Here is a 22,037-nt window from a genome sequence, read left to right on the forward strand (position 1 = left end):
GGGAAAAAGCGGTTACGGCAGAATGCGTCCGGCGCGGACTTCAAACAGGCGATAAATTGCCTGTCGCAAGCGCTGCCAGCGGGTAGGCGTCAGTTCCATATCAGCACCTCGGCGGGGGTAGGGTTCCAGCCGTTGCAGGGGTTATTGAGCTGCGGACAGTTGGAGATCAGCACGATGACGTTGCATTCGGCGCGCAACTCAACGTATTTTCCCGGTGCGGAGATGCCATCCTCAAAGGTCAGGCCGCCCTGCGGCGTGACCGGCACGTTCATAAAGAAGTTGATGTTCGCGCCAATATCGCGTTTTTGCAGGCGGCCATCGTGCACGCAGGCGCAGAGAAAGTTGTCCCGGCAGCTGTGCATGTGACGTTTATCGAGGGCATAACGCACGGTGTTACTCTCCTGCGAGCAGGCACCGCCGAGCGTATCGTGACGCCCGCAGGTATCGGCCACGATAGTCAGCAGCGGGTTGCCGAGGTTGGAATACAGCACGCTGCCGTGGGTAAGATAGACATTGTTCTGCCGACGCAGGGTGCGCTGGGCATCGTAGCGTTCGCGCGGGTTATCGGCGTTATAAAACAAGGTATCCACCGCCTGGTTACCGTCAAGATCCCGCAGGCGCAAGGTCTGGCCTTTTTTGACCTCAAACAGATAAGGTTCACCTGCCGGGATCACGTGGCGGAAGCAGGCCTGATGCAGGTCTTTCTCGCTGGCAATAGTCATGATGCGGTTCCTTACAGGGCGAAAAGTTGGGTATTGAAGACGGCGCGTTCGTTTTCCGGACGCGTCAGCAGCGCGTTAAGGGCACCCTCTTCATCTTCAGCCGGGCGCCAGGCGAGCTGCACCGGGCGCGGGGCATACTCGCGGGACGGATCCATCGGATGCTGCAGGGCGGTCATCACCATCAGCGTGTCCATGGGTGCGAACAGCTCGACGTAGCTCCCCGGCTGCGAATGGCTGCTGTGGAAGCTGAACTGCCCGCTATCACTCACGGTGACCTTGCTAAAGAAGTTGACCACCATCAGAAGATCTTCGAGGTTGAGATCCCACTTCCCCATCTCCACCAGCAGGTTGTCCGTACCGTTGCGGTAATAACCATTGCGCAGTTCCTGATAGCGTCCCTGCCCGTACTTTTCCGCCACTTCGGCCGCGTTCAGGACGCCGCCAAACGGATCGTGCCAGCCGGCAGTATCGGCGGTGATACCTGCCAGCACGCGGCCCATGTCCGAGTAAAAACAGTGCCCGGCGGTAAGACGCGCGGTGTGCTGGCCTTTTAGGGTATCGGGCAGGTTTAGACGCTCGCTTTTCTCGTGGGCATTGAGCATCATCAGGCTGACGTTTGCCCCTCCGTCAACGTCCGTCATGCGCAGGATCTGCCCGCGCTTAAGCACAAACGAAAGATGTCCGCCGCCCGGCAAAAGCGCTTCACGCACCGGTGTTTTTGTAGTCATTTGATTAACCTCTTAAGGCATAAACGTTGTCGGGAACCGTTCCGCTCAGCGCCGAGAGCCGCGTCTCGTTGAGCGGGATGTCATAAGTAATACGTGCGCCGTAGGCATTCGGTGCCTGCGGATCGAGGCGCACTTTGTCGAACACCAGCAAACGGGTGCCGAGATTGAAGCCTTCAGAAAGATCGTGCGTCACCATAAAGACGGTCATGCGGGTTTCGCCCCATAGCTGCAGCAGCAGCGCATGCATGTCTTTGCGAATGCCCGGGTCCAGCGCGCCAAACGGTTCGTCGAGCAACAGCACGCGCGGCTGCATGATGAACGCCTGGGCGATAGCCAGACGCTGCTGCATGCCGCCGGAAAGCTGCGCCGGGTATTTATCCAGGGCATGACCTAGGCCGACCTTTTCCAGCATCTCTTTCGCGCGTTGCCGCGCGGCGCGTTTTTTCGCACCAAACAGCCGCCCAAACAGCGGCGATTGCGGCAGTTCGAGCCCCACGGTGACGTTATCCAGCACGGTGAGATGCGGGAAGACGGAATAGCGCTGAAACACCACGCCGCGGCTGCCGTCCGGTTCGGCGACCAGCGGTTTGCCCTCCAGGGTGATGGAACCCCGGCTCGGCGCTTCCTGGCCGAGCAGCAGACGCAGAAAGGTCGACTTCCCGCAGCCCGATGCCCCAACCATTGAGCAGAACTCGCCCTCTTTCACCTGCAGATTCAGGCGCTCCAGCACCACGTGGTCGCCGTACTCCTGCCAAATATTGTTGATGGTGATATAGCTCATGCCTTCCCTCCTTCCGCCCAGGGAAAACAGGTTTTGTGTAATTTGCGCAGCACTAAATCCATGAGCCAGGCCAGCAGCGTGATCCACAGGACGTATGGGATAATCACGTCCATCGCCATATAGCGGCGCACGAGGAAAATGCGATAGCCCAGTCCGGCCGTTGACGAGATCGCTTCCGCCGAGATCAGGAACAGCCACGCGGAACCCAGTAGCAGACGCAGAGAGGTCAGCAGTCGGGACAGCAGCTGCGGGAGCACCACCCGCAGAACCAGCGTCCAGCTATTGGCCCCCAGCGTCTGGGCCTTGATCAGGATTTCCGGCGGGATTTCACACGCGCGATGCTCCAGATCGCGCGCCAGCATCGGCGTAATGCCGATAACAATCAGCATCACCTTCGAAAGTTCATCGAGCCCGAAGACGATAAACAGCACCGGTAAAATCGCCAACGGTGGGATCATCGACAACACCGTCATCAGCGGCGACAGTGAGGCACGCCACAGCGGGAAGACACCGGCAGTCACGCCAATGCACAGGCCAAGGAGCGACGCAATCGCCAGCCCAGCCAGCAACCTCGCGAGGCTGACCAAGGTGTCCACCCAGAACAGATATTCACCGCTGCGTTTGTCCGGGGTAAGCGCCATCCGCGATAGCGCGTCCAGCATCTGTTGCAGTCCGGGCAGCAGCTTGTCGTGCGGGTTAGCCTCCAGCCGGATCGCCGAGCCGAAAAAGTACGCGGCCAGCAGCAGGACAAAGGGCAGCATCACCAGCATCAGCCGCATGCCGGAGGTGGGATGGCGGTTAATTTGTCGCATGGAAATTCCGTCCGTTATCACAGCGTGCCGGCAGCGGCCATTTTCACGAAGCTGTCGTCAAAGCGCAGCTTCACGTTGCTGGCATCGCCCTGGGTTACGTTGCCCGGAAAGCGCATGCCGATAAAATCTGCGCTTTGAGCGCCGTCGCCCAACAGCCCTTTCTCGAAGGAAAACGACGCCACGCGCTGCATGGTTTTTGCCAGCTCTGGCGAGCTTAGAAACGCAATATTGTCCTGCGGGGTAGTGAACAGGTGGGTCGTTTTCAGCTGCGCCTGATAGCCGGCCAGGTCGGTCCCGGAGGCAGCCGCCATCGCGTTCAGCGCCTGAGGATCCTGAGCTTTCATGAGGCCCATCATCTCGTACCAGGCACCGGTCAACGCTTTGCCGAGCGCCGGGTTGTCTTTCAGGGTTTCGCTGTTGACCACCATCATGTCGATGAGCTCCCCCGGCACCTGCGAGGAGCTGAAAACTTCGGTGGTTTTCGGCGTGGCGTTAATAACGGAAAGCTGCGGGTTCCAGGCCACGGCGGCCTGTACGCTTGACGTGCCAAACGCAGAGACGATATCCGCATCCGAGGTGTTGACCACGGTGACGTCTTTCTCCGTCAGCCCGGCCTTTTCCAGACCGCGCACCAGCAGATAGTGGGAAACGGACAGTTCAGGCAGGTAGACCTTCATTCCCTTAAGATCCTTGAGCGTCTTGCCCTCGCCCTTCATCACCACGCCGTCGTTGCCTTCTGAATAGCTGCCGAGGATCAGCGCCGTAGTATCTACCCCGCCCGCCGCCGGGATAGTCAGCGCGTCCATATTGGTCATAGTGCAGCCGTCAAACTGGCCCGCGGTGTACTGGTTGATGGACTCAATGTAATCGTTGAGCTGAACGACGTTGATTTTGATGCCGTACTTGCTGGCCCATTTATCGATGATTTTGCTGCTGCTGATGGTGCCCCAGGGCATCCAACCGGCGTAAATGGTCCAGCAGACGTTGAACTCTTTTTTCACCGCAGCAAACGTGGGGAGACTGACCAGCATCGCCAGCGTCAGTACAAGAGAGCGGAGTAATGGCGTTTTTTTCATGCTTGACCTCTGAGTGGCACAAAATAAGGGGGCAGCGCGACACCGGCTGGTGCTGCTGTCTCCCGGGCTTTTGTCCCGCCGTGTAACCTCTCAGAGGTCGCCAGCTCTTGGACCAGACATTCACAGACGTGAACCGGAACCCTAGCCAGCTATTACTCAAATTGTGTGGTGCTGCCCGTTCACGAGTATCTAAGCAAGCAGTGTGCCAGGATTTTTTTGCCCGGATTATGAGTGGGTTGGGTATTTCTGCGGGTGAGACTTCACCGTTTTGGGGAGTGGGTTTGGGATAGGTGCACTGTGGTGGTGCGTTTTCGCACCTAGCAGACCTCACGGCTTAACGTCAGGTCTGCTTCGTCCAGATGCCCGTTTACGGAGGCTAATGTGCAAACTTCCGCGATCCGAGAACGCAGAGAATGACCCCCAGCGTAACCATAAGCATCAAAAGGCTTACCGTTTCAGAAAGCAGTAAAGCAGAAAGCCCCAGACCAAAGAAAGGCTGCAGCAACTGTAATTGCCCCACAGCGGCAATGCCGCCTGTTGCTAGTCCCTTGTACCAAAAAATGAAGCCTATCAGCATGCTAAAAAGAGAGACATAGCCCAGCGCGAGCCAGCCTTTCACACTTATGGCGCTTATTTCTCCCGGCAGACTCATTGAGGTAGCCACCAGCATCCACGGCAGAGAAAGTATCAATGCCCAGCATATGACCTGCCATCCCCCCAGCTCGCGTGAAAGCCTGGCCCCCTCAGCGTAACCCAGACCGCAGACGAGCACTGACGCAAGCATCAGTAAATCTCCCACCGCAGAAACAGAAGCGCTCTGCGAGAGCGCGAACCCGCCGACTAACAGGCTGCCAACCGTTGAAAAGACCCAGAATGGCAGGCGCGGGCGTTCTCCACCTCTGATCGCACCAAAAATAGCGGTTGCCAGCGGCAGCATGCCCAGAAATACAATTGAGTGCGATGAGGATATATGCTGCAGGGCTAATGCGGTTAGCAAAGGAAAACCGATCACGACTCCCGCCGCAACAACCATCAATGAGGCCAACTGATGACGTGCTGGACGTTTCTGCCTGAAGATAAAAAGCAGCGCGATCGCCACAATACCGGCAATAGACGCCCGCAAGAAGGTCAGAAAAAATGGATTCATTTCCTGCACTGCCAGACGCGTAGCCGGCAGTGAACCGCTGAATATCAATACGCCCAAAAATCCATTGATCCAGCCGGAGAGATCGGCAGGATTTGCGCTATGTACTCTTTTTATCGCCACGATACCTTCCTGTGATGTTGACATGTTCAGCACGCCTGCATGATTGACAGCCGCTATGCTAAGCAACATGATTCAGTACGATCAAAAAATTGTCATAGGTACAATTTATGAAGGTGCGCTATCGGGCCGTCGTAGATGAATACGCCACCGCAATTCGAAACGGCATCCTTCCCGCGGGTACCCGGCTTCCCACGCACAGGGCGCTTTCCGCTGAGAAACGTATTTCACTCGTTACCGCAACGCGCGTGTATGCAGAGCTGGACGGCATGGGTCTGATACGAGGCGAAACTGGCCGCGGAACCTTTGTCAGAGACATCGCTCTCCCCGTCGGACAAGGCGTGGATCAGCAAGCCATGGCATCGGATGTGTTAGACCTGAACTTTAACTACCCGTCCCTTGCGAATCAGACGGAACAGCTGCGCGAAGCAATGCGGCAGTTGGCCAGCACCGGCGATCTCGAATCGCTGCTGCGATACCAGCCCCATGCAGGACGAAAAATCGATCGGGATATTTTCGCAAGCTGGCTTGCAACCGTCGGCGTGAATCCCACGTCTGACGACATTCTGATTGTGAATGGCGCACAGCATGGGTTAACCGTCGTTGTGATGGGTTTACTGAAACCGGGTGATGTGGTGGCTGTCGATGCGCTGACCTATCCGGGTTTTAAAGCGCTGGCCGCACTGTACCATCTGGAACTTGTGCCAATACCCGCAGGCGTTAACGGCCCTGATATGAGCGCGCTCAGGCAAATCTGTCAGCAGAGGCGCGTTCGGGCAATTTACTCAATGCCCACCCTGCATAATCCCCTGGGCTGGGTATTAAGCCATGCCCAGCGCAAGGAGCTCGCCCATATCGCCAGAGCGTTCGATTTGCTCGTCATTGAGGACGCTGCTTACGCGTTTCTGGCAGACCATCCACCGCCGCCGCTTGTTTGCTATGCACCTGAAAGAACGGTTTACGTCACCGGCTTTGCCAAAAATATTGCGGCAGGCTTACGCGTCGGCGTGGTGGTCCCTCCGGCAGAGATGAGGAAGCCGCTTGAACGCGCTATCCGGGCGACGACGTGGAATACACCTGCCCTTATGGTTTCGGTTGTTTGCGGCTGGATTAAGGATGGGACGGCGAGACGCATGGAATCGCTAAAACGACGAGATGCCCGCCAGCGGCAGGCCATCGCGCGTGAAATATTGGGCGACGGTGAATGGATTAGCCATGCCAACGCTTACTTTATCTGGCTACCTTTACCCGTTGAGATCAGGGCTGAACGCGTTTTGCACCGCTTGCTTGAGCAACAGATTTCGGTTTCCTCAGCCGAACCCTTTAGCACATCACCCAACGTCCCCCACGCCATTCGCCTGGCGCTCGGTTCGGTCAGTATTGATAACCTTCGTCTTGCCCTGACCGCGGTAAAAGAAACGATAGAGTACGAAAAGGACTTATAAAAAATCCGAACCGATGACTCTGCTGTGAGGAGGGCAATGAATTTGGTTTTTGACGTTAACAACGTCACCCGATCTTATACCAAATCAAACGTCGCCCAAGGGTTGAGTGCTTTACTGCTTACTCTTCTTTGCTGACAGGAGTAGAAACATGATTGATCACACCGGCTTCGGCGTCACGAATCTTGAGAACAGTAAACGGTTTTACACGTGCGTTCTTGCCAGTCTTGGCCATACTGTCCGGCTTGAATTTCCGGATCATGCGGTGGGTTTTGGTCCCGCCCTACGCGATGAAAGCGCCGATCCGGCTGGCGCATTCTGGTTAACACAGGGCACCCCCTCCACGCCCCGAATGCATCTTGCCTTCAGCGCAAAAAATAAAGAGGAAGTGGATGCCTTCTACGCCGCCGCCCTTCTTGCCGGCGGTAGGGATAATGGCGCGCCGGGTTACCGCCCCCATTATCATCCCGGATATTACGCCGCGTTTATCCTTGATCCTGACGGATACAATATTGAGGCGGTGTACCACGAGAAGCGATAGCGACGGCTTGCTTTATACAAAAATGCACTCGGCTCATGTGAGGATGATGTGAATCAACGGGCAGCCAAACGGACAATCTAAAAACGGGTTGAAACGCCCGAACTGTCAATAAAAACATGTCTTTAAAAACAGTATTGACACTGCTTTGTGAATGCGTAAATTAGTACCTAACAGCACAGAGAAAGGTTAGCGAGTAGTAGCAGTACTGGGGTATACCATTTTGCTGTAAAGGCCACGAAGTGTGTAGTTTGGGATGCAGTTTGCTTTCAGGCCTCGTAGTTATTGTGCTGGTTCGCAAAATGGTCATGTTAGTGCGACGATGTAAGGCCTCTTTAGTACACGCTGTCGGTTTTGTTTTAGCCGTAACAGCAAAAGGCAACGCATCAAAGAGTAGATGTCGCAATGGGGAATGTACTTGTTTAAGTTGCCATACTTTTGTTTATGATAAAGATGGTGAAATGTGTATCAGGATAAATAGAGGGAGGTTTTTAAGTCTTAATGCCCAAAATTATCTGCAGTAAACGGGTGCATTTGTAAGTAGTACAAATGGCAGTAAATCCTAAGTAAGTTCATCAATGTTAATTCTGAAGTCCGTAGTACCTTAAAAGCCCTGGTTGCAATGGCCAGGGCTTTTAAGTGTTACTCACCTGAATCGATACTCTCCTCCCCCGATCGAATGCGTCTTAGTGACGAGCAACGGTCAGAAGCTATATGTCACCTTCAAACTTCCCGTCGGCGATGTTTTTCGCTGAACAATCGGGCTATTACCCGCATCACCCGTCAACTGCGTAAAGCCTGTTGCGGCTACCACGCTCCAGCTTTCGTTGATCTTGTGCGTCCAGTCAACGTTTAGAGAATAAGCATAAATACCCGCACCAGCCTCGTGTCGCGCAAATCCCGACGCCGCAGACTGTGAAGGATTCACCCCATAGTATGTCTGCATATACTTGCTGCTTCCCCAACTGCCGGTCAGCGCCAGCGCCACTGAATTTTTTGATGAAGCATAGAGCGGGCTGACAATGCCGACATGCAGGGCCTGACCGTTACTTTGCTCGGAAACCGGCACTTCTGCCTGTAACTGCACATTTAACCAGTCGGTCACTTTATATCCCAGACCCAGCACGCCGAGCGCAGAACCTTTAACGTCGCCCAACCCTCGAAGGTTGTCGCTTCCGTAGCTGATTGAATCGCTGTCCACGTCACGATCCTTGCGGCCGGGACGATAGCTCAGCGCCGCGCTGTAATCCAACTTACCGATAGTGTTGCCGTAACCGATACCCCGCGTGGTGCTGACAAAGAAACCATTAAACAGCGAGTAATCAAGCACCAGGGCTGTTGTGGCGCGGCTTTTATCCGACCCCGAATAGCGTGGCGACACGTCTACCCCACCCCCTAAAGTCAATACGTTACCCTGGCTGTGTTCTGCCGCCAGCACAGGGGGGGCCAGCAATGCCAGCAGTGCTCCCGGCACGATTATTTTCAGGCTGAACGCCGTAAGCGAATGAAGGAACGTGTGATGCAGTTCAATGTTTCTCATTAAAGAAGCCCCTGTGAATTCAAATGATTACGATACAAGCGGTGTTAAACGCCAGAGCTCTCAGTTTGAATGTTCACCCTATGGTTCTTATGAGCCCAAAATGAAGAAAGGCTGAAGCACGTGCAGGTGCTGCAAACCCGAAAATTTGCTGATACCGTGTTTTCTTAAGATGTTCTTCATTCACTATTGATACAGTTGCCAATGTGAAAATTTTACTTATTGAAGACGACCTGGATCTCGGCAATGGGGTACGTATCGCCCTTGCCGATCAGGGATTAGATGTCATATGGGTTCGCCGCAAAGAGGATGCGCTGCATCAACTTACTGTCTGCGTGCCAGAACTGATATTGCTCGACCTGGGACTGCCCGACGGCGATGGCATGAGCCTGATGGCGCGCTTGCGTCAGCAGCACAAGGGGATCCCCGTCATCATCCTGACCGCGCGAGGCACGCTGCAGGATCGCCTGAGCGGACTGGACGCTGGTGCAGATGACTATCTCGTGAAACCTTTTGTTCTCGCCGAACTGTTGGCCAGGGTAAGAGCGTTGGCGCGACGCAGTTACGGCTATGAGAATGAGGCGATAGAAATTAGAGGGTTATCGCTTCATGTGCCGACACGTCGCGTTACTGTCAGCACGCGTCATATTGATTTGACGGCAAGCGAGTATGCGCTGCTTGAAACGCTAATGCTGCGCGCCGACCGGGTGCTAACCCGACGTTTTCTGGAAGAAAGACTATTCGGCGCCAAAGAAAATATCAGCAATGCGCTTGATGTGCACATGGGTAATTTGCGCCGCAAAATCGGCGATAGCTACGTACGAACGGTGCGGGGCGTAGGATATGTCATTGATACCGTGCCTATTCATAAGGGAGCCGGTTGATGCGTAATTTTTGGCGCCACGTGAGGCTCCCCACGCTGGTCCGGCGCATGATGTTCGCCCAGATGCTTCTGCTGACGCTGCTATGGTGTCTTTTTCTGACCTTCATCCTATGGGAGGACTTGCGAAGCCCCCCTATGCTAACGGGCGATAAGACTTACGAAGCCATTTTTACCTTGGTGACGAGCATGGATGAGCGCCCGCTGGACAGAACTCACGCGCTGGACGCGTTCAGCAAGGCGCTGCGGGAAGGTTATGGCGGGGGTGAAGATCCAGACCTCTCAATCAGCCTGATTGTTCGCAAGAATAACGTGATAATTTATGCCTCTGACGGCGCGCCGGTAGGCGTGAAAAACACGCGGCTGGGGGACATTCAGCGTATTCAGAGTGAAGGTCGAACCTGGACTGGCCGTACTCTTAAATCCGCGAGCGCCAACGTGGAGGTCACGCTCGTCACCCCTGCCGCAGGCTGGAATTTCTTTATATATCTGAACTCCCGTGGTTACTACATACTGCCGCTCCTGATATGCATCCCCTTCCTTTTGTTTCCTGCGTGGCTATCGATCCGCATTGCCATGCGCCCCTGGAACAAGGTCGTAAATGAAATTTCATTACGTCCCCCGGAAGATCTCTCGCCGTTAAAAGAGGTGCCAAAGCATAGGGAGCTTCGCCAGATGGTGAACGCGATTAATGTGTTTCTTGCAAGACTGCGGGAAAGTACGGAAAGAGAACGCGTATTTATTGCAGATGCCGCTCACGAGCTTCGCACCCCTCTGGCGGCGATGCGTATTAACGTCGAAGCTTTGCAGACCTATGTAAGCAGTGATAATCAACAGGCACTGCTGGCAGGGATTATTCGCAGTAACAGTCGGGCTGCTCGTCTCGTCAATCAGTTGTTGATGCTGATGCACAGTGAAGCGCGCGTTGACACAGCGATGGAGCCGGTGCCGCTGACGACGCTGATACAAGAGCGAATGGCGGCGTTGTCGCCGCTCGCTGCCGAACGCAATATTGAGCTGGAATTTTATGCTCTGGATGAAGTCTGGATTACCGGCGTCAGGGAACGCCTGATGTCGCTGATTGACAATGTCATTGAAAATGCCGTCAAGTACAGTCCTGAGGGCGGTCGTGTTGAGGTAGATATACGGCCAGCCGATAAATTCATTCAGCTACGCGTCTCAGATGCAGGGCCGGGCATACCGTTTGAACTGAGGGAGCGCGTGTTTGACCGATTTTTTCGCGATCCTAATCAGATACAAAGCGGGAGCGGGCTGGGACTGGCAATCGTTAAAGCGGTGGCGCAGCAACACAACAGCAGCGTATACCTGGATACCTCCGCAGAAGGCGGACTGGTGGTGACGATTGAGTTCCCTGAATGTGCGCCTCACTCTTAGCGGAGGTGACGGTTTTCATCCGTGAAGCCACTCTTATTCCTTTGAATACTCATCTGCTTCAGGAGAATAAGGCTGACAAACACATGCCAGCTTATGTCCATCAGGATCTCGCAGATAGGCAACATAAAAGTCGGGGCCATACGCGGTTCGTGTGCCTGGGGCTCCTTCATTCTCTCCTCCCGCAAGGAGGCCAGCTGCATGGAAGCGTCTGACACGTTCCGCGTTATCGGCTTTGAATGCGAACATCGTCCCATTTCCTGCTGTTGCGGGATGCCCGTCAAAGGGAGGGCAAATACAGAAGCTGAAGCCCTCATCCGGATTATTTCCATCTCCCCACATTGCCCAGCTCTCTGTCCAGGCAGGCAGTCGTGAATAGCCCAGAACGTTTAAAACAGCGTCATAAAACGCCACAGAGCGCTGAAAGTCGTTTGTACCAATAGTGATATAAGTCAGCACCTGGCTACATCCTCTTTGTCATTTATCAGAACAGATATTATACCGTTCAGAGCAACAATGGGTTATTTACCCTGGGGCGCCAGTTCCCTCCTTAAATCCGGGCACCGCCGGTATGCGCAAAAAACGCCATGTTATCTTCAACCGTCTGAAAGGCAACCGCAGGTTATCTGCCATTGGAAACGCACAGGCAGGTATGTTGTTTATTGGATTTGCAGCACGGCTCGTAAGCACAACCTCCTCACTGGAGAGCTAAACCGCCGTGAGGCGGTTTTTATTTACAATGATCAACTATAGACAGAATTGCTTTGTGCAAGTCCGGTTCGTGAGGTGCATAATAAAATTGAAGTAAAGTCTGTTTCCCGCTGAATTTACTTACTTCGACCCAAGCAACATCGATAGACTCGCTATCTTTCAAATTATATCGTTCACTGCCATCAGGGAGAGAGTCATCAAATTCCAGTGATAAATGTTCTCTGGATGACGCATAAATGAGGCAATCAGCAACCACGCTTTTATTTTGATTAATATAAAATGACGCAACGTCAGGATGAGCGCTAATTTTACCCAGATCCACACAACCGCTTAACCATAGAGCAGGAAATAATATAAGCAATTTATTCATAAAGCGGCGCCTCTGTGCTTTTTGAGTAAGGCGATTTTAATATCGTGCATTAAGGCGCGCAACGGCTATATAGCCGTTCGCTTTCGTCCGACAATCGTCCAACGTAGATAGTCGTAAAACCAGTTAAATGCGAGAGTATATGGCAGAAAGAACAGTACAAGACCAATCTCCACAAAAAACGCCTCTGTAACAGTCAGATCCAGCATAACCATTGCAACAGGGATTAAAGCTATAATAAGACCTGTTTCAAAAACAACTGCATGTATTGCACGCACGATAAATGTACGTTGAAAGTGATATTTTTGTTGCAAAGAGTCAAAGCGCTTATTAAAAATAAAATTCCAGGCAGTTGCGGTAAGTGCAGATATCACGGATAAGGTGCCTGATTGGAGAACAGAAACTTTCATCAACCATGCGAGTGACAGGGCGATAATAACATTGGCCGTCAACTCATACATGACAGCATGGAATACCCTTTCCCTGACGCTTTTATTTAATTCGATTTCCATACGTTTACAATAGTGGTGATCAAAGTCCAAAGTATAACAGACGTCCTTCAACCATACGTAAACCTACAGGTTTGATGTTATGGATATCGCGATAGTCTCAACGCCTGAGGAGGTGCTTTTGGGAAATGTGTCAACACTAAGTTCAGCAGTTCGGGGGGGAGCAACGCTGAAATGTCAGCATTGTGCCAGGAGCGGACATGGCTAATTTGGGACAGAGAGACGAGTCCAAGAAGTTAGCAAATCATCCTGCTCTACAGATAAGTGATTGCCGTTGATTAGATGATTTTTCGGGTGAACTGCTGTTCAGTAATGGTACTACCCCATTGTTCGCCTTCCCATTCTTTCGACAATTCAAATCCGAATGATTCGTACAATCGTCTTGCTGCGCTAAGTTTATTAAACGTCCATAATTGTACAGAAGTGAACTTCTGGTCATCACAAAATCTCATTGCCTCAGCAATGAGTTTTCTGCCTATTCCACTGCCACGACACCCACGTCAAGGATAAACCAGCGCAAATGCGCTTCGTTGTTTCCCAGATCCTCACCGTCGATTGCAACTGAGCCGACCAGGCGCTCGTTCACCATTGCCAGCCAAATCTGGATATAGCATCCTGGGTAAACGAATCAAGCTTATTGAGTGCCGCTGTTACTCTGTGGTCAGCGTAAGTATTGATATTTTGCACTGTCTCACGGCCCCGAGCCCATTCGTCAGTCACGTAGGGAAAAAAGCGGCAAACAGCCAGGCGATCCCGTTAAGGCTGCGCGCGTGATGCTGGCAATGATTGAGAGCCAGACCCCGCCTGCGCATCTATTGTTAGGCAGTGATGCATTGGGCTTAGTCCGACAAAAGCTCGCTGCATTAAATAAAGAAATAGACCAGTGGGAAGACACTACGCAATCAATCGATGGCTAATCGAGCCATTGACCGATCGTCTGCCGGGACGGTTCATCAACCACGATATTGACGTCCCGGCAGACGGTGTTCCTACCGGCCTGTTCATCCCCGTTCACGTTCAGCGCGCGGCGGAAACTCTTTTTTACGTCACAGGTTACGCCTGCACTGCTTCAAAAAAATTACCGTATTTGTTATAATGTTGCTCACTGTTTATTCACCTCTGCGGTGCCAAAAAGAACAAAATTCACCGCAACCCAGGACACTATAATGTTAGATTACCGCTTCCCGACAGCTTTGCAGATGGTTCTCAGCGTAGCGATGGCGGAGCAATCGGGTGAACGTTCGACGAGTACGATTCTGGCCTACGGGCTGGAAGCCAATCCGAGCTTTATCCGCAAATTAATGGTTCCGCTCACGCGTGACGGCATTATCGTCTCAACCCTTGGCCGCAACGGTTCCATTCACCTTGGCCGCCCGGCGGATAAGATAACCCTGCGCGATATCTATATTTCCGTAACGGAAGATAAAAAACTGTGGGCGTCGCGTCCCGACGTGCCGGCTCGCTGCGTGGTCAGCGCCAACGCGTGCTGGTACTTCAAATCTATCGCCGACGAAGCGGAGCAAGCGTCGTTAGAGGTTTTAGCTCGCCATACCGTGGCAAGCGCGCTGGAAGAAGTTAAAAAAGCCGACACCAGCGGCTGCGATCCGGTCCCTGAAATTTGTACCCAGGTTAAAAAAGCGCTCTAATCATTTCTTTATCGCGAAAAAAAACCGCCTTCACTATGAAGGCGGTTTTTTATTATCTGCAAGGTCCCTACGCAGGCAGAACTTCTCTTTCCGCTTTGCCGCGCGTCACGAATTTACGCAGCGTCACATAAAACACCGGCGTCAGGAACAGACCAAACAGCGTCACGCCCAGCATCCCGGAGAAGACGGTAATCCCGGTGACGCCGCGCACTTCGGCACCCGCGCCGTGGCCGAGGATCAGCGGGATTGTCCCGGCAATAAAGGCGATGGATGTCATCACAATCGGGCGTAAACGCAGACGACACGCTTCGAGTGCGGCTTCCATGATCCCTTTCCCCTGGATTTCCAGCTCTCGGGCAAACTCGACGATAAGAATCGCGTTTTTACAGGCCAGCCCCATCAGAACGACCAGCCCCACCTGCACGAACACGTTGTTATCCCCGCCGGTCAGCCAGACGCCAAACAGCGCAGACAGCATCGTCATTGGAACGATAAGTATGACCGCCAGCGGCAGCGTCCAGCTTTCGTACAGCGCCGCCAGCACCAGGAACGCCAGCAGTACCGCAACCGGGAAGACGATCAGCGCCGTATTCCCCTGCGTGGCCTGCTGGAAGCTCAGATCCGTCCATTCAATATTCATCCCGTTTGGCAGGATCTGCTTAGACATGCCTTCGAGCTGCGTCATCGCCTGCGTGGACGAGAGCACGCGCGGGTCGGCATCACCAATCAGATCCGCCGCCGGGTAGCCATTGTAGCGAATCACCGGGTCAGGCCCGTAGGTGGTGCTGATATTCACCATGCTGCCAATCGGCACCATCTCGCCCTGATTATTGCGGGTACGCAAGTTCGCAATGTCTTCCACGCTGTCGCGGTAAGGCCCGTCGGCCTGCGCCATGACGCGCCAGGTACGTCCGAACTGGTTAAAGTCATTCACGTACGACGAGCCCAGATAGGTTTGCAGCGTACCGAAGAGATCGGTCAGCGACACGCCCTGCGCTTTCGCCTTATCGCGGTCAACCTGCACGTCCAGCTGCGGCACGTTAGCCTGGTAGGTCGAGATCGGGAAATGCATCCCCGGCGTCTGCATAATCGCCCCGGACATGGTGTTCACCGCGTTTTGCAGCGCGCCATAGCCCAGACCGGCGCGATCCTGAATGTACAGCGAATAGCCCGACCCCTGACCCAGCCCTAAAATCGGCGGCGGCAGGATGGAGAAGCCAAAGCCCTCCTGAATTTGCGCGATTTTTGCGTTGATCTCCGCGTTAATTTCCGCAGCGGTGTGTTTACGCTGGTCGAACGGCTTCAGGCCAAAGAAGACCGTCCCGGTATTCGGCGTGTTGGTGAACTGCAGCGCATTTAGCCCCGGAAACGCGACCGCATAGTCCACGCCCTCGGTATTCATCCCGATTTCGCTCATTTTGCGGATCACCGCGTCGGTACGCGCCAGGGAAGAACCTTCCGGCATTTTCACGCCGCCGATCAGGTACAGCTTGTCCTGTGTCGGAATAAACCCGCCCGGTACCGCTTTAAACATCACGCCTGCCGCACAAAGCAACAGCAGATAAACGACAAAGACTGAGCCGCGACGTCCAAGCGTTTTGCCCACCAGCCCCTGATAGCCGCTCGAGCTGCGGTGGAAAAAGCGGTTAAAAGGCCGGAAAATCCAGCCGAACAGACGGTCAATCAGCCTTGTTGGATAATCTTTCGGCGCGCCGTGCGGCTTCAACAACAGGGCAGCCAGGGCCGGAGAGAGCGTCAGCGAGTTGATGGCGGAAATCACCGTTGAAATGGCGATCGTCACCGCAAACTGTTTGTAGAACTGGCCGGTCACCCCGGAGAGGAACGCCATGGGGACGAACACGGCGCACAGCACCAGCGCAATCGCGATAATCGGACCGGACACTTCACGCATCGCCTGATGCGCCGCCGCAAGCGGAGCAAGCCCCTCTTCGATATTTCGCTCAACGTTTTCCACCACTACGATGGCGTCATCCACCACGATACCGATAGCCAATACCAGCCCGAATAAGCTCAGGGTATTAAGCGAAAAACCGAGCAGGTAGAGAATACCAAAGGTGCCCACGATCGATACCGGCACCGCGATCAGCGGAATGATCGACGCGCGCCAGGTTTGCAGGAACAGAATCACGACCAGTACAACCAGCACCACCGCTTCCAGCAAGGTTTGCACGACCGCGCGAATGGAATCGCGCACAAACACCGTCGGATCGTAAGGCGCCGCCCATTTCATATCTTCCGGGAAACGCGTGGACAGTTCGTCCATTTTGGCACGCACCGCGTTAGATAAATCGATAGCGTTCGCCCCCGGAGACTGGAAGATACCAATCCCGACCGCATCTTTATTGTTCAGCTGAGAGCGCAGCGCATAGCTGCCGGAGCCCATTTCGATACGCGCCACGTCGCGCAGGTGAACGACCGTACCGTCCTGCGTTGTTTTCAGGACAATATTGCCAAACTCTTCTTCGGTATGCAGACGACCCTGAGCGTTAATGGAGATCAGGAAATCGCTCTCTTTCGGCAACGGCTCGGCGCCAAGCTGCCCAGCGGACACCTGCACGTTCTGCTCCTGCATCGCCGTCACCACGTCCGAGGCCGTCAGCCCGCGCGCCGCCACCTTGTTTGGGTCCAGCCAGATACGCATTGCGTATTCGCCGGAGCCGAAGATCTGAATCTGGCCGATGCCGGGCAGACGCGCCAGCTCGTCCTTCACTTTTAAGGTGGCGTAGTTACGCATATACAGCGAATCATATTTACCGCCGGGCGAGAACAGATGCACCACCAGCGTCAGCGTCGGCGACTGTTTCTGGGTGGTAATGCCCAGACGCCGTACGTCTTCCGGCAGACGCGCTTCGGCCTGCGCGACGCGGTTTTGCACCTGAACCTGCGCCTGATCCGGGTCAGTCCCCGGACGGAAAGTGACGGTGGTCACCAGCACGCCGTCCGAGCCTGCGACGGATTTCATGTACATCATGTTTTCAACCCCGTTGATCGCCTCTTCCAGCGGCGTTGCCACGGTTTCTGCGATCACTTTCGGGTTGGCACCCGGGTACTCTGCGCGCACCTGCACGCTTGGCGGCACGACGTCAGGATATTCGCTTACCGGCAGCAGCGGGATGGCGATTAATCCTGTAATAAAAATCAGAATCGACAGGACGGCGGCAAAAATCGGCCTGTCGATGAAAAAACGGGAAAAGTCCATGGATTGGATTCTCAGGTCAAGGGATCAGTTGAGGGCGGCGCTGGCGGTCATGGCAACGGTTTTCGCGTTAACCGGCATACCCGGCATAAACACTTTTTGTAAACCATCGACGATGACTTTATCGCCAGGGTTCAGCCCCTGCCGCACGATGCGTAAACCGTCAGCCAGACGCCCCGGCGTAATGTCGCGGCGCTGCGCTTTCCCCTCTTTATCCACGATATAGACGTATTTGCGATCCTGATCGGTCAGCACCGCTTTGTCGTCGACAAGCGTGGCTTTAAATTCCGCGCTGCCCGGCAGGCGCACGCGGGCAAACAGTCCCGGCGTGAACTGACGCTGTGCGTTATCGAGCAGCGCGCGCATGCGGATCGTCCCGGTACTCGGCGTGAGCTGATTATCAAGGAAGTCCACTTTGCCCTGATGGGGGTAGCCTTCCTCGCCCGTCAGGCCAATCTCAACCGGCAGCGCCGTGTGATTGCTGGACGCTCCCTGCCCGCTGCGGGCAAGGTTTTGATAGTGAAGGTAGGTTGACTCGTCCACGTCAAAGTAGACGTACACCGTCTTCTGCGAGACCAGCGTGGTGAGGACGCTGGCAGTGTCGCCCGCGGTGACCAGATTCCCGCTGGTGATCAACGCCCGGCTGGCGCGACCGTCGATAGGCGCGGTCACTTTGGTGAAGTCCAGGTTGAGCTGAGCCGCGTCAACCGCCGCCTGCGCGGCGCGAATGTCGGCCTGCGCCTGAACGGCGGCCGAGCGACGCTGCTCCCACTCTTCCCGTGAGACCAGGTGAGTGTTGATCAGCTTATCGGTACGGTTAGCCTCACTTTGCGCCAGGCTGGCCTGCGTTTTGGCTCTCGCCAGGTTCGCCTGCGCCTGTTCCAGCGCGGCGCGATAGGTTCGGTCATCAATGGTGAACAGCACCTCGCCCTTCTTCACTTCCTGGCCGTCGGTGTAATTCACTTTATCAATGTAGCCGGACACGCGCGGACGTAGCTGAACGCTCTCCACCGCTTCAATCCGACCGTTAAAGCTATCCCACTGGCTAATAGATTTCACCACCACGTCAGCGGCACTGACGGCGGGCGCAGGTGGCGCGGCGTTTTGCGCGACGCTGTTATCGCATCCGACGAGCAGCACGGAGAGCAACATCACCCCCAGCGCGCTCAGTTGAAAGTTACCCCAGGTTTTTTGCAGGCTCATTATTTTTATTCCGGTATTGGTAGCCGCCGGGCAAGACGCAGCAGGAGACACCGCGCCACTTCCTTTGTCCGGTAGCTGGCTTAAGGCCATTTGTGTCGTTCATCGCCACAAAACTGTAACAGTTGCGAATACACTATCGCGGCGATTGTAGGAAGGCGCTTAACTAAGTGCAAGAATAATTGTTGCACTTTATGTGCTATTTGAGCCGATGTGAAAAGACCCGTTTCGGTCAAGGATTTAAATGCAACAATAAAACTTGCAATTAATACAAAAACGCGCCACCTTTTAATGCAACAGAAAAAGATACTTTTAGATATGCTGCGTGGGGGTAACCAGATGAACACTGGCGCATTTATGCATGATTTACTCGACTGGATCGACAACAACCTGGACAGCCGTCTGGACATTGAGTCCGTCGCCAGGCGATCTGGCTATTCAAAATGGCACCTCCAGCGGCTGTTCAAAGAACATACGGGCTATCCCCTCGCCGGCTATATTCGCGCGCAAAAGCTGCAAAAATCGGTCGAGCGCTTAACCCACAGCGATGAGCCGATTCTGAACGTGGCGATCGCGCTGGGCTTTGACTCACAGCAGTCCTTCAACCGCAGCTTTAAGCGTCAGTATGGTCAGGCGCCTGGTGCATGGCGGCGCAGTATAAGTGGCCCGGAAACGCACCCGTTGCGCCAGCAATCCAGGTAAGTGTGCCGTGCGGGATGGTGCCCTCAGTCATCACTCCCCGCAATCAGCGGAAATGCCCTTACGTATGCTGGCAATAAAGTTGTCACGGATGACATCTTCTTTGCCTGCGTCCCAGGCGATGCCCACCTTCCAGCTTATTGACTCCCCCGTTAACGGAATCACCACCAGTTCCGGCGGCGCGATATGCGTCACGCTGGTGGGCAGAATAGCAACGCCGATACCCGCAATCACCATCGCGACGATAGTTTGGATATCATCAGTCAGCTGAGTTGATGAGATGAAAAAACCGTTGTCATGCAGGAAGCGGTCAATTTGCGCATTTAACCCCCGCCCTCGCTCATCATACAGCCGCAGCAGAGGACGTTGCGTTAGCCACTCAGCGGCAGAGATTGTCGGCGATGCTGCGGGCGCAACCAGAACCAGCCGATCGGTAAATAACGGCAAGTATTCAAGCGCCACGGGGGGAGGAACCCTGACAAAACCCACCTGAAGCTCATCATTTTGCAAAAGCGCGTACTGCTGGAAGGAAGGCAGATCCGTCAAGGACATCTCGACTCCCGGGTAGTCCCGGCGAAAGTCAGCGATACAGCGCGGTGCTAGATAAAAGCTTGAAAGACCGAACCCGACGGAAATATGCCCCTCAACCCCTTTTGATACTCGCTCAGCATGCTGCATAAATAGCTGGCTTTGCCTGACCACTTTTTCAGCCTCCGGCAGCAAACGCCTGCCGCCGGCCGTCAGTATTGCGCCGTGACGTCCTCGTGAAAACAGAGACATATTCACCTGAGATTCGAGGAGATTAATCTGTTTAGTCAATGCCGGTTGCGAGATAAACAGCGCTCGCGCCGCATCGGCATAATTTCCTTTTTCAGCCAGCATCAAAAAGGCTTTGAGCAACCGGGTGTTCATTTTTTCATTCCAGATGGTTATCGAAATAAGAAATGTTTTGATTATACAGTTATTGGTAATCGTTATGTAATTCAGTTTCGATAACAACCGGAGACGCACCATGAACGAACCTGAATTCTTAAAGGCTGCAACCGTACAGTTTCAGCATCAGGCCAATAACAAAAAATACAACCTGCTGATCATGGAGAAATTTATTGAACAGGCCGCGCTTGAGCAGGTGAACATTCTCACTTTCCCTGAAATGTGTATCACCGGCTACTGGCATGTCCCTAAGCTCACCGCATCGGAGGTGTCTGCGCTGGCCGAACCGATTGCTGACAGCCCTTCCCTGACGTTAATTCGCTCGCTGGCAATCAAACATCAAATGCTGATTGGCGCCGGACTTATTGAACGAGCCGACGATGGCCGCCTCTACAATGCGTATGTTGCCTGTATGCCGGACGGCTCAATGCATACCCATCGTAAACTCCATGCTTTTGAACATCCGGCCATCAGCAGCGGGGACCGCTTTACCGTTTTTGATACGCCCTGGGGAGTGAAGGTCGGCATCCTGATTTGCTGGGACAATAATCTGGTCGAAAATGTGCGCGCGACGGCGCTGCTGGGTGCGGATATTCTTCTCGCGCCGCATCAAACAGGCGGTACCGATTCCCGCAGTCCTCACGCAATGAAGCCCATTCCGCTCGCGCTCTGGGAGGAGCGGGAAACGCGCAAGGAAGAGATTACGGCCGCATTCAAAGGGCCAAGCGGTCGGGAATGGCTCATGCGCTGGCTGCCTGCCCGCGCGCATGACAACGGAGTATTTGTCCTCTTCAGTAACGGCGTCGGTGCCGATGACGACGAAGTGCGCACAGGCAATGCGATGATCCTCGACCCTTATGGAAGGATCGTGAGTGAAACCTGGGCAGCGGAAGATGCGATGGTGAGCGCCGAGCTGGATTTAAACCTGCTCGCTATGAGCACCGGGCGGCGCTGGATCCACGGTCGCCGTCCTGATTTATACCAGATACTGACGCAGCCGCAGGGCTATGAGCGTGATGCGATCAGCGCACGGTTTTCGAATGTGCCCCCTGCTCGCTAGAAATGTGAGCATTTTTTAGCTGCAAAATACAGCTGGAACTGTTATGCTGTATATAATTACAGTATGAGGTGCGCATAATGGCTGTTGAAACAAAATTTGTTGTCGTAAGAAAAGGTGAAGAGAAAATGACATTTGCCAGTAAGAAAGAGGCTGACGCTCACGACAAGCTGCTCGATATGGCAGACGCGTTCACCGACTGGCTGTTGCAAAGCGGAATGCAGATGGATGAAACGCAGGCTGAAAATCTTGGCCTGTATCTCGCCGAGCAGAAAGAGACCGTGCAGCATATTCTGCGTACCAGCAAGCTTCCCGATCTCAACGCTCCAGCTGCAACGGATAAAACAGAATCCGATGGGGCTGACACGAAAAAAATCAGGGCTGTGAAAGCGGCCTGATTGTCAGAAAAATCATCACCGATCCGTAAGCCGTAAGCAGATAACTGCTTACGGCTTTTTTGGCTGTCTATTTGGAACCGCACCGGGTTGATTATGGGGATGAAACTGGGCCACGTTGAAAAGGCTGA

At 54.1% G+C, this 22,037-nt stretch carries 21 protein-coding genes, 2 pseudogenes and 1 riboswitch; of the genes and pseudogenes, 9 read left to right on the forward strand and 14 right to left on the reverse strand.

Annotation, left to right across the window (positions count from 1 at the left end):
• Window positions 1-89: 89 nt before the first annotated feature.
• The 6 genes from V5P19_RS06575 to V5P19_RS06600 all read right to left on the reverse strand — a co-directional run bounded on the left by V5P19_RS06575 (window position 90) and on the right by V5P19_RS06600 (window position 5,410).
• Window positions 90-722 (reverse strand): urea amidolyase associated protein UAAP2, encoded by a 633-nt coding sequence (locus tag V5P19_RS06575; RefSeq protein ID WP_334401384.1) that lies wholly within the window; start codon window positions 720-722, stop codon window positions 90-92.
• An 11-nt stretch (window positions 723-733) separates the two neighbouring features.
• Window positions 734-1,450, reverse strand: coding sequence for an urea amidolyase associated protein UAAP1 (locus V5P19_RS06580; RefSeq protein ID WP_334401386.1), 717 nt, complete (start codon window positions 1,448-1,450; stop codon window positions 734-736).
• Window positions 1,451-1,454: 4 nt separating this feature from the next.
• Window positions 1,455-2,231 (reverse strand): ABC transporter ATP-binding protein, encoded by a 777-nt coding sequence (locus V5P19_RS06585; protein ID WP_334401389.1) that lies wholly within the window; start codon window positions 2,229-2,231, stop codon window positions 1,455-1,457.
• Window positions 2,228-3,043 carry an ABC transporter permease subunit gene (locus V5P19_RS06590; protein WP_334401391.1) on the reverse strand — a complete coding sequence of 272 codons (816 nt, stop codon included), beginning with the start codon at window positions 3,041-3,043 and terminating at the stop codon, window positions 2,228-2,230. Before V5P19_RS06590 ends, V5P19_RS06585 begins: the two co-directional genes overlap by 4 nt.
• 17 nt (window positions 3,044-3,060) lie before the next feature.
• Complete coding sequence (locus V5P19_RS06595) at window positions 3,061-4,119, reverse strand: putative urea ABC transporter substrate-binding protein (RefSeq protein WP_334401393.1); 1,059 nt, start codon at window positions 4,117-4,119, stop codon at window positions 3,061-3,063.
• Window positions 4,120-4,176: 57 nt separating this feature from the next.
• Window positions 4,177-4,275, reverse strand: a riboswitch (guanidine-I (ykkC/yxkD leader).
• Between the two features lie 220 nt (window positions 4,276-4,495).
• The gene (locus V5P19_RS06600) at window positions 4,496-5,410 is read right to left on the reverse strand and encodes a DMT family transporter (RefSeq protein ID WP_334401395.1); all 915 of its coding nucleotides are present in this window, start codon (window positions 5,408-5,410) and stop codon (window positions 4,496-4,498) included.
• Between the two features lie 83 nt (window positions 5,411-5,493).
• On the opposite strand from V5P19_RS06600, the gene V5P19_RS06605 reads away from it, so the two are divergent.
• Window positions 5,494-6,828: a PLP-dependent aminotransferase family protein gene (locus tag V5P19_RS06605; protein WP_334401397.1), complete on the forward strand. Its 1,335-nt coding sequence runs from the start codon at window positions 5,494-5,496 to the stop codon at window positions 6,826-6,828.
• 148 nt (window positions 6,829-6,976) lie between these two features.
• Entirely contained in the window at window positions 6,977-7,366 is a 390-nt protein-coding gene (locus V5P19_RS06610; RefSeq protein WP_334401399.1) for a VOC family protein, read from the forward strand.
• Between the two features lie 700 nt (window positions 7,367-8,066).
• On the opposite strand, the gene V5P19_RS06615 is transcribed toward V5P19_RS06610, so the two are convergent.
• A complete protein-coding gene (locus V5P19_RS06615; protein ID WP_334401401.1) occupies window positions 8,067-8,903 on the reverse strand; it encodes a MipA/OmpV family protein in 837 nt (278 codons plus the stop codon).
• Between the two features lie 203 nt (window positions 8,904-9,106).
• Between V5P19_RS06615 and V5P19_RS06620 the strand changes: the two genes are divergently transcribed.
• Together V5P19_RS06620 and V5P19_RS06625 are read left to right on the forward strand one after the other, a co-directional pair.
• Window positions 9,107-9,784 (forward strand): response regulator, encoded by a 678-nt coding sequence (locus V5P19_RS06620; RefSeq protein ID WP_334401403.1) that lies wholly within the window; start codon window positions 9,107-9,109, stop codon window positions 9,782-9,784.
• Window positions 9,784-11,175 carry a HAMP domain-containing sensor histidine kinase gene (locus V5P19_RS06625; RefSeq protein WP_334401405.1) on the forward strand — a complete coding sequence of 464 codons (1,392 nt, stop codon included), beginning with the start codon at window positions 9,784-9,786 and terminating at the stop codon, window positions 11,173-11,175. Before V5P19_RS06620 ends, V5P19_RS06625 begins: the two co-directional genes overlap by 1 nt.
• 33 nt (window positions 11,176-11,208) lie before the next feature.
• Here the strand turns inward: V5P19_RS06625 and V5P19_RS06630 are convergent, their stop codons facing one another.
• From V5P19_RS06630 to V5P19_RS06645, 4 genes and pseudogenes are all read right to left on the reverse strand, one after another.
• Window positions 11,209-11,631 (reverse strand): VOC family protein, encoded by a 423-nt coding sequence (locus tag V5P19_RS06630; protein ID WP_334401407.1) that lies wholly within the window; start codon window positions 11,629-11,631, stop codon window positions 11,209-11,211.
• Between the two features lie 271 nt (window positions 11,632-11,902).
• On the reverse strand, window positions 11,903-12,253 hold the full coding sequence (locus V5P19_RS06635; RefSeq protein ID WP_334401409.1) for a hypothetical protein: 351 nt from the start codon (window positions 12,251-12,253) through the stop codon (window positions 11,903-11,905).
• 65 nt (window positions 12,254-12,318) lie between these two features.
• Window positions 12,319-12,762 carry a PACE efflux transporter gene (locus tag V5P19_RS06640; protein WP_334401411.1) on the reverse strand — a complete coding sequence of 148 codons (444 nt, stop codon included), beginning with the start codon at window positions 12,760-12,762 and terminating at the stop codon, window positions 12,319-12,321.
• Window positions 12,763-13,037: 275 nt separating this feature from the next.
• Window positions 13,038-13,363 (reverse strand): annotated as a pseudogene (locus V5P19_RS06645) (GNAT family N-acetyltransferase); the annotation flags it as partial.
• A gap of 97 nt (window positions 13,364-13,460) precedes the next feature.
• Here V5P19_RS06645 and V5P19_RS06650 point away from each other — a divergent pair.
• Window positions 13,461-13,676, forward strand: a pseudogene (locus V5P19_RS06650) (short-chain dehydrogenase/reductase); the annotation flags it as partial.
• 249 nt (window positions 13,677-13,925) lie between these two features.
• Entirely contained in the window at window positions 13,926-14,405 is a 480-nt protein-coding gene (locus V5P19_RS06655) for an Rrf2 family transcriptional regulator (RefSeq protein ID WP_334401413.1), read from the forward strand.
• A 67-nt stretch (window positions 14,406-14,472) separates the two neighbouring features.
• On the opposite strand, the gene oqxB is transcribed toward V5P19_RS06655, so the two are convergent.
• The gene (oqxB, locus tag V5P19_RS06660) at window positions 14,473-17,625 is read right to left on the reverse strand and encodes a multidrug efflux RND transporter permease subunit OqxB (RefSeq protein WP_334401416.1); all 3,153 of its coding nucleotides are present in this window, start codon (window positions 17,623-17,625) and stop codon (window positions 14,473-14,475) included.
• 24 nt (window positions 17,626-17,649) lie between these two features.
• Window positions 17,650-18,825: an efflux RND transporter periplasmic adaptor subunit gene (locus V5P19_RS06665; RefSeq protein ID WP_134350109.1), complete on the reverse strand. Its 1,176-nt coding sequence runs from the start codon at window positions 18,823-18,825 to the stop codon at window positions 17,650-17,652.
• Window positions 18,826-19,161: 336 nt separating this feature from the next.
• Between V5P19_RS06665 and V5P19_RS06670 the strand changes: the two genes are divergently transcribed.
• On the forward strand, window positions 19,162-19,524 hold the full coding sequence (locus V5P19_RS06670; RefSeq protein WP_334401421.1) for a helix-turn-helix domain-containing protein: 363 nt from the start codon (window positions 19,162-19,164) through the stop codon (window positions 19,522-19,524).
• 30 nt (window positions 19,525-19,554) lie between these two features.
• Here the strand turns inward: V5P19_RS06670 and V5P19_RS06675 are convergent, their stop codons facing one another.
• A complete protein-coding gene (locus V5P19_RS06675; RefSeq protein WP_334401422.1) occupies window positions 19,555-20,433 on the reverse strand; it encodes a LysR family transcriptional regulator in 879 nt (292 codons plus the stop codon).
• 100 nt (window positions 20,434-20,533) lie between these two features.
• On the opposite strand from V5P19_RS06675, the gene V5P19_RS06680 reads away from it, so the two are divergent.
• Together V5P19_RS06680 and V5P19_RS06685 are read left to right on the forward strand one after the other, a co-directional pair.
• Complete coding sequence (locus V5P19_RS06680; RefSeq protein ID WP_334401423.1) at window positions 20,534-21,514, forward strand: nitrilase family protein; 981 nt, start codon at window positions 20,534-20,536, stop codon at window positions 21,512-21,514.
• Window positions 21,515-21,591: 77 nt separating this feature from the next.
• Window positions 21,592-21,909 (forward strand): YebG family protein, encoded by a 318-nt coding sequence (locus tag V5P19_RS06685; protein ID WP_334401424.1) that lies wholly within the window; start codon window positions 21,592-21,594, stop codon window positions 21,907-21,909.
• Window positions 21,910-22,037: the final 128 nt, after the last annotated feature.

The organism is Enterobacter sp. UNJFSC 003, assembly GCF_036903355.1.
GTDB lineage: Bacteria > Pseudomonadota > Gammaproteobacteria > Enterobacterales > Enterobacteriaceae > Enterobacter.

Excerpts from the sequence above, each read along its gene's own strand:
- V5P19_RS06575 (WP_334401384.1), bottom strand. The coding sequence starts at position 722 with ATGACTATTGCCAGCGAGAAAGACCTGCATCAGGCCTGCTTCCGCCAC.
- V5P19_RS06580 (WP_334401386.1), bottom strand. The coding sequence starts at position 1,450 with ATGACTACAAAAACACCGGTGCGTGAAGCGCTTTTGCCGGGCGGCGGA.
- V5P19_RS06585 (WP_334401389.1), bottom strand. The coding sequence starts at position 2,231 with ATGAGCTATATCACCATCAACAATATTTGGCAGGAGTACGGCGACCAC.
- V5P19_RS06590 (WP_334401391.1), bottom strand. The coding sequence starts at position 3,043 with ATGCGACAAATTAACCGCCATCCCACCTCCGGCATGCGGCTGATGCTG.
- V5P19_RS06595 (WP_334401393.1), bottom strand. The coding sequence starts at position 4,119 with ATGAAAAAAACGCCATTACTCCGCTCTCTTGTACTGACGCTGGCGATG.
- V5P19_RS06600 (WP_334401395.1), bottom strand. The coding sequence starts at position 5,410 with ATGTCAACATCACAGGAAGGTATCGTGGCGATAAAAAGAGTACATAGC.
- V5P19_RS06605 (WP_334401397.1), top strand. The coding sequence starts at position 5,494 with ATGAAGGTGCGCTATCGGGCCGTCGTAGATGAATACGCCACCGCAATT.
- V5P19_RS06610 (WP_334401399.1), top strand. The coding sequence starts at position 6,977 with ATGATTGATCACACCGGCTTCGGCGTCACGAATCTTGAGAACAGTAAA.
- V5P19_RS06615 (WP_334401401.1), bottom strand. The coding sequence starts at position 8,903 with ATGAGAAACATTGAACTGCATCACACGTTCCTTCATTCGCTTACGGCG.
- V5P19_RS06625 (WP_334401405.1), top strand. The coding sequence starts at position 9,784 with ATGCGTAATTTTTGGCGCCACGTGAGGCTCCCCACGCTGGTCCGGCGC.
- V5P19_RS06635 (WP_334401409.1), bottom strand. The coding sequence starts at position 12,253 with ATGAATAAATTGCTTATATTATTTCCTGCTCTATGGTTAAGCGGTTGT.
- V5P19_RS06640 (WP_334401411.1), bottom strand. The coding sequence starts at position 12,762 with ATGGAAATCGAATTAAATAAAAGCGTCAGGGAAAGGGTATTCCATGCT.
- V5P19_RS06655 (WP_334401413.1), top strand. The coding sequence starts at position 13,926 with ATGTTAGATTACCGCTTCCCGACAGCTTTGCAGATGGTTCTCAGCGTA.
- oqxB (WP_334401416.1), bottom strand. The coding sequence starts at position 17,625 with ATGGACTTTTCCCGTTTTTTCATCGACAGGCCGATTTTTGCCGCCGTC.
- V5P19_RS06665 (WP_134350109.1), bottom strand. The coding sequence starts at position 18,825 with ATGAGCCTGCAAAAAACCTGGGGTAACTTTCAACTGAGCGCGCTGGGG.
- V5P19_RS06670 (WP_334401421.1), top strand. The coding sequence starts at position 19,162 with ATGAACACTGGCGCATTTATGCATGATTTACTCGACTGGATCGACAAC.
- V5P19_RS06675 (WP_334401422.1), bottom strand. The coding sequence starts at position 20,433 with ATGAACACCCGGTTGCTCAAAGCCTTTTTGATGCTGGCTGAAAAAGGA.
- V5P19_RS06680 (WP_334401423.1), top strand. The coding sequence starts at position 20,534 with ATGAACGAACCTGAATTCTTAAAGGCTGCAACCGTACAGTTTCAGCAT.
- V5P19_RS06685 (WP_334401424.1), top strand. The coding sequence starts at position 21,592 with ATGGCTGTTGAAACAAAATTTGTTGTCGTAAGAAAAGGTGAAGAGAAA.